The 6,470-nt window shown below is 61.0% G+C and carries 7 protein-coding genes; 5 read left to right on the forward strand and 2 right to left on the reverse strand.

Translation table 11 applies throughout. The features are described 5' to 3' along the window. Positions 1 to 11 precede the first annotated feature (11 nt). Positions 12 to 521 (forward strand): formaldehyde-activating enzyme, encoded by a 510-nt coding sequence (fae, locus tag HB376_RS20235; RefSeq protein ID WP_213765447.1) that lies wholly within the window; start codon positions 12 to 14, stop codon positions 519 to 521. Positions 522 to 654: 133 nt separating this feature from the next. Further along, complete coding sequence (locus tag HB376_RS20240; RefSeq protein WP_213765448.1) at positions 655 to 1,074, forward strand: hypothetical protein; 420 nt, start codon at positions 655 to 657, stop codon at positions 1,072 to 1,074. Positions 1,075 to 1,140: 66 nt separating this feature from the next. Here HB376_RS20240 and HB376_RS20245 read toward each other — a convergent pair whose 3' ends face one another. Then, a complete protein-coding gene (locus HB376_RS20245; RefSeq protein ID WP_255631460.1) occupies positions 1,141 to 1,614 on the reverse strand; it encodes a dihydroneopterin aldolase in 474 nt (157 codons plus the stop codon). A 470-nt stretch (positions 1,615 to 2,084) separates the two neighbouring features. Here HB376_RS20245 and HB376_RS20250 point away from each other — a divergent pair, with 470 nt between their 5' ends. The 3 genes from HB376_RS20250 to HB376_RS20260 are packed head-to-tail and all read left to right on the forward strand — an operon-like array spanning position 2,085 to position 6,195. After that, entirely contained in the window at positions 2,085 to 4,172 is a 2,088-nt protein-coding gene (locus HB376_RS20250; protein WP_213765449.1) for a sigma-54-dependent Fis family transcriptional regulator, read from the forward strand. Then, positions 4,169 to 4,828 (forward strand): flavoprotein, encoded by a 660-nt coding sequence (locus tag HB376_RS20255; protein WP_213765450.1) that lies wholly within the window; start codon positions 4,169 to 4,171, stop codon positions 4,826 to 4,828. Before HB376_RS20250 ends, HB376_RS20255 begins: the two co-directional genes overlap by 4 nt. Next, positions 4,807 to 6,195, forward strand: coding sequence for a DUF6513 domain-containing protein (locus HB376_RS20260; RefSeq protein ID WP_213765451.1), 1,389 nt, complete (start codon positions 4,807 to 4,809; stop codon positions 6,193 to 6,195). Before HB376_RS20255 ends, HB376_RS20260 begins: the two co-directional genes overlap by 22 nt. Before the next feature lie 95 nt (positions 6,196 to 6,290). Here the strand turns inward: HB376_RS20260 and HB376_RS20265 are convergent. Continuing rightward, on the reverse strand, positions 6,291 to 6,470 hold a 180-nt coding region (locus HB376_RS20265), incomplete at its 5' end, for a hypothetical protein (RefSeq protein WP_213765452.1).

Genomic DNA, 6,470 nt, shown 5'->3' on the forward strand with positions numbered 1-6,470 from the left:
GGAGGAACAGCATGGCCAAAATCAACCGCGTCATGGTAGGCGAGTCGCTAGTCGGCGACGGCAACGAGGTCGCTCATATCGACTTGCTGATTGGACCGCGCGGTTCTGCTGTCGAAACCGCGTTTTGCCACGCCCTGACCAATAACAAGGACGGCTTCACGTCGCTGCTGGCGGTCGTCGCGCCCAATCTCATCACCCGTCCGAATACGGTGATGTTCAATAAGGTAACCATCAAGGGTGCGAAGCAGGCCGTGCAGATGTTCGGTCCTGCCCAGCATGCTGTCGCGCTCGCAGTCGCGGATAGCGTTGAAGACGGTACGATTCCGAAGGACGAAGCCGACGACGTTTTTATATGCGTGGGCGTATTCATTCACTGGGAAGCCGACGACGACAAGAAGATCCAGGAATACAACTACAAGGCTACCCGCGAAGCGATCCAGCGCGCGGTTGCCGGTGAACCAAGCGCTGCCGATGTGGTTGCGAAGAAATCTTCCGTCGCGCATCCATTTGCGGCGGCCTGAAGCGCGGCGCAGCTCTATGGCGTTGTGTCAAAAACGAGCAGGTCTGGAAGGAGCCGCCAAAGTCATTCGTGACATGCGGCCCGCCCCACTCCTTCATTCAACCGAGAAATTACCCTTTTGGAGAGGACCCGGCATGACCTCCAGATGTCGCAGGCGGCTGCTGATTGCCTGCCTCGTGCTTGCTCCGTCGCTTGCATGGGCGACAGACCCGTCGACCGATCCCGTGGCCCCGGGCGCCGGCAATCCGGCGCAAGGCCACGATTACCCCACTCAGGGGCGCGTGGAATACGTGCTCGGCTGCATGGATGACAACGGTCACGACTTCGCCAACGTGTACAAATGCTCTTGCGCGATCGACCATATTGCGGCGATTCTTCCCTACGACGACTACGTCGAGCAAATGACGTTCTCGAAATATTCGACGCTCGGCGGCGAGGGCGGCAACGAGTTTCGCGTAGATCGGGCCAAAGCCCAAACGAAGAACTTCCGTACGATCCAGACCGAAGCTTTCCGCGCATGTGGCGTGACAAAGTCCGCCGCCAGGACCCAGTGAAGCGTGCGGCAGCGGTCTGCACATGCGGCGCGTGGCCTCTTTCGGGGCCATTAAGCGTACTGACGATCAGTTCGGGATAAGCCCTTTTCCAAGGAAAGCGCAGGTCACGGCTTGCGCACTGACCGGCTCACGCCTGCGTTCGATTAAAACCCCGACCGATTCCACATCGGGAAACTTTGCGGGCTTCGCAAGCGACACCCGAACCCAATGCGCCCCGAAATCGGCAATCACCAGTTGAGCAATTTTCTCGGCAAGACGTTCGAGCAACTGCACGCCATGCGAAGCCAGCAATTTATGCAGCGCGTCGTGGACAGCTGCATAATTTACCGTGTCCTCGATACGATCGGTCGCACAGGCGCGGATCGACGGCACGCCTATCGTGAGATTGATCCGCACCGGTTGCGGGTCCCGCAGTTCACTTACATCAATGCCAATCACCGTTTCCCCGGTGAAACCCTTGATGTAGACCATGTCCATGGGCAGGTCGCCGGCGGCTTGCGGCGGGGTATCGGCGGCGCGATAGTGAGGAATCACATCCATTTCCGCGCTCTGCAGCATGCCCGGCGAAGGTCGTGTGGGTCGAAGCGCATCGAAAAGCTCCATGAATAATCTCCGTTACCGATTGCCGGAAAAGTGCAGTGGACGTGCCGTTAATAAATAAATAGCCGCGGCAGTGTGTGCCGCGAAATCGAAACAGCCTGTGAGCGTGCTGTATCGCCTGGCTTGGGGCTTGCGGGCGGGCGCTGACGCACGCGCCGTTGCCACAATTGCACCAAGCCACAAGCAAAAATCGGGCGCAGCGGCATGCACTGACGCGACTACTTATTGAACCCTGGCGTCATCGGAGGTAAAGTTTCGCGAATGCGGATCTGTTCATAAAACGTCAATACGTACCGCTTCGCGCATCTGCGGGCACAGAAAACGCAGCGCGGGGGAACACCATAGATACGGCGCCGCAGTGGCCTGCGAACTCTCGCAGGCACGAACCGGACGCCCCGGAGACAAGTCCCATGTCGTCGTTCGCAGACAGTAACGTGCACGTCCGGGAAGTACTGAACATCGTCAATAATCAACTGCCGACTCGCCCGACAAGCGACTCGGTCGCTCAGTCATGGACGCGTTGCCTGAAGGAGTTCAGGCTCGATCCGGCGCGTTTTGTCATGCCGCCGGTACTGACGCAGCCGGAGCTCACCGCGCGGCGCGAAGCGGCCAGCGACCTGATCGCGTGCTCGAAGCTCGAGATGACGACGCTCTACCAGCAGCTCGCGGACCCTGAACTCGCCGTCGTGCTCGTCGATGCCGACGGTGTGATCGTGCATCAGGTGGCCTCGGTGCCGTTCGGGGAAGCAATCGCCGCCGACGGGCTGCGCGTAGGTGCGTTATGGAGCGAGCGTGAAGCCGGCACCAACGGCATGGGGACCTGCCTCGCCGAGCGCGAATGCATAGCGGTCTATCAACATGAGCATTTCTATCCGCGCTATACGTCGCTGACTTGCTCGGCGGCGCCCATCTTCAACGATCGCGGCGAAGTGGCCGGCGTGCTCGACGTAACCAGCCGTTCCAAGCTGCTGCAGCAGCACTCGCTGGTGCTGGTGGGCATGTCGAGACAGATGATCGAGAATCGCCTGATCGACGCGCGATACCGGCACGCGAACATGATCCACTTTCACAGCCGGCCGGAATTTGTCGGCACGCTGCATGCCGGGAAGCTCGCCGTCAGCGATGACGGTGTCGTGCTCGCGGCCAGCCGCAGCGCGCTGTTCCAGCTCGATTTCCGCTCGCATGCGCAGTTGTGCGGCAAACGAATCGAGGAAGCGTTCAACGTGTCGCTCGAGGACATGATCGCCCGCAGTATCCGCGGCTCGTTTCACCCGGTCACCGTCTATAGCGCCAACGCAAACAACCGGTTTTTCCTGATCGCCCAGACGCCGCGCGATGCGGCGACCGGCACGACCCGCATTTTCATGAACGACCCGACGAGCCGGGTGTTGTCCGCCGCCGCACGCGCCCGGCCCGTGCCAACGGTCAGGGAAACACCCGGCCAGGCCGGGCGGCTGGAGAAGCTCTCGCATCTGGAGTTCGGCGATCCGCGCATGGCGTCGCAGATCCAGCTCGCTGTGCGGGTGATCCAGCGCAAGATCCCGATCATCCTGCGCGGTCAGACCGGCACCGGCAAGGAAGTCTTTGCCAACGCACTCCATGGCATCAGCCCGAATAGCAGCGGCAGCTTTGTGGCGGTGAACTGCGCGTCGTTGCCGGAGAACCTGATCGAGAGCGAATTGTTTGGGTATCGGGCCGGCGCTTTCACCGGCGCGCAGCGTGAAGGAAGGCGTGGCAAGATCGTGCAGGCGAATGGAGGGACGCTGTTTCTCGATGAAATCGGCGACATGCCGATGGCGTTACAAGCTCGCCTTCTGCGTGTACTGGAGGAGCACGAAGTCACCCCGCTCGGCGCGGAAACGACGGTGAAGGTGGATTTCCAGTTGATCAGTGCAAGCCACCGCAACCTGCTGGAGCTGGTGCAGAGCGGCGCGTTCCGCGAAGACTTGTATTACCGGCTCAATGGTATCGAGATCAACTTGCCGCCGCTGCGCGAACGGGCCGACGCGCTCGCGTTGATTCACCATCTGCTTGCCAGCGAATCGGACTCGGACGAGCCGCCGTCGCTTAGCGCCGAAGCGCGGCATGCGCTGTTGAACTATGCGTGGCCCGGCAACATCCGCCAGTTGCGCCACGTGCTGCAAATGGCGATAGCGTTGTGCGATGGACCAGAGATCGACTGCTCGCATCTCCCGGCCGAGGTCGTGCAATACGCGGGCGCAACACCGGCCGCGCGCCTGGGACTGGCGACCGGCATGAGCGGCACGCCCGTGACCGGCCCGTTCCCGCATGACGCAGACGAAACCGATACCTCCGAGCTCAACGCGATCCAGGTCAAGGAGCGCGAGACCGTGCTGGAGCTACTCGATGAACATCGCTGGAACGTCAGTAGCGTGGCGAAAGGGCTCGGTATCAGCCGCAACACGCTGTACCGGAAGATGCACCGCCTGCATATCCGGTTATCGCATGACGGGTCCGCCGCACCGTCGAACTCATGAGCGTGCCTTCGGCTTCCGATCAAGGTTTGGGTTTGGGTTTGGGTTCGGGTTCGGGTTCGCCCGCGCCCGGACCCGCGCGCAGGCTTGATCAGTTCAAACCCGATGCGGGTTTTGCGTGGTGCGTGACTGGCTCGGGGCACATGATTGAGGAATCCATCGAGCTTGCCTGCAGGCTGCCGGGCGTGGACTTGTTTTTGTCGTCGGCAGGAGAGGAAGTGTTGCCGCTTTATGGATGGCCGCTGCCGAAGTTGCGCGAGCATTTTCGGGTGTTGCGCGACAACAGTGCCAGCGGCGTACCGGTCGGCATGCTTTATGAAGGCAAATATCATACGGTCGTGATCGCGCCCGCGACGAGCAACACTGTCGCCAAGTGTGCGCTGGGAATTTCCGACACGCTGCCCACCAACATGTATGCGCAAGCGGGCAAGCAATGCATACCGGGCATTGTTTTCGCATGTGACACAGCGCCGAGCGTGATCACCCAGAGCCCGCATGAGTGGGTCGAGGTGCGGCCGCGCAGCGTCGAGCTCCGGCATGTGGAGCAACTGGCGCTGATCGAATACACGACGGTGGCGCGCTCGCTCGATGAGCTGAAGGCAGCGCTCGATCAACGGCTGTCGACGCTCGGACTCGCATGGACCACATCGTCTTCCTGACTGGCAGGCTTGCCGAACGCAGTTTGCAACAGGTGCTTGGGGACATGGCGCCGACGCCGTTCACCTGGGAGATCCGTGAGATCGGACTTCAGGTAGCGGCGCTGATGACCGCCGACATGATTCGCCGGCGCGTACCCTTGCCGCTAGCGGCCACGCGGATGATCGTGCCGGGGCGATGCCGGGGCGATCTCGACGCGTTGAGCGGGCATTTCGGCGTGCCGGTCGAACGGGGTCCGGAGGAGGTCAAGGATTTGCCGCAGTTCTTCGGGCGTGAGGCGCGCCACTTCGACCTGTCCCGGTACGAGACGGAGATTTTCGCGGAGATCGTCGATGCGCCGCGACTCGACATCGACGGCATTGTTGAGCGGGCTCGCGTGTATGCGGCTCAGGGCGCCAATGTGATCGATATCGGCTGCCTGCCTGAAACACCCTTTCCACACCTGGAAGACGCGGTGCGTGCGCTTAAGGCACGCGGGTATCGAGTGAGCGTGGATTCCATGCGCACCGAGGAGCTTGTGCGGGGCGGCCGCGCGGGTGCGGATTACCTGATGAGTCTTAATCTGGATACCTTATGGATTGCTGATGAGGTGCCCTCCGTGCCAATTCTGGTGGCACGGGATCCGGGCGATCCAGGCTCGCTCGACGCAGCGATCGATGCGCTTCTGGCTGCGAAGCGACCGTTTCTTGCCGATCCCATTCTTGATCCGATTCCGTTTGGGCTGGCTCGATCCATTGCGCGTTATGTCGGGTTGCGGTCTCGCTATCCGGAGATCGGCATCATGATGGGCATTGGCAATGTAACGGAGTTGACCGAAGCCGATACGAGCGGGATCAATGCGGTGTTGCTGGGCATGGCTGCAGAATTGCGGGTTAGCGCGGTGCTGACTACATCGGTCAGTTTGCATGCGCGGCGCGCTGTCAGGGAGGCTGACGTGGCGCGGCGGATCATGCATGTGGCACGCGACGCGCAGGTGTTGCCGAAGGGGATTTGCAGCGACTTGTCGGCGTTGCATGCCAAGCGGCCCTTTCCTTACGATCCCGCGGAAATTGCGTTGATTGCTGAGGCGGTGCGTGATCCGAATTTTCGGGTTCAGGTCGCGGCTGATGGTATTCACGTTTATAACCGCGATGGTCATGCCGTCGAGGGGGATCCGTTCGCACTTTATCCGGGGCTTGGGCTGGAGTCCGATGGGGGGCATGCGTTTTATATGGGCGTGCAGTTGGCCCGCGCGGAGATTGCGTGGAAGCTGGGGAAACGGTTTGATCAGGATCAGGAGTTGGACTGGGGATGCCAGGTGGAGGTGGAAAGATCCACTTCGGATCTTGATTGCTGGGCGGCGCCGGGGAGTACTCGGAAGCGTTCGTGAATGAGGGGTTTCGCTGGGGTTTGAGGTGGTGGTTTTTGAGGGGGTTGGGCTGGTTGGTCAGGTTCTGGGGTTTGGGGTTAGCGGTCGGTCGGGGTCTATGCCGGGTTGGTGCTTTTGGGGTTAGTGGTCGGGGTGATGCCGGGGTGGTCGGTTCTGGGGTTAGTGGTCGGAGTCAATGCCGGGTTGGTGCTTTCGGTGTTAGTGGTCTGCCTGAGTTGGATTTTCTCTTTATCACTATTAGCCACTGTGCGTGGCGGCACGTCATTTCTTTGTCC

Origin of the sequence: Caballeronia sp. dw_19, assembly GCF_018449515.1 — a bacterium.
Taxonomy (GTDB): Bacteria; Pseudomonadota; Gammaproteobacteria; order Burkholderiales; family Burkholderiaceae; genus Caballeronia.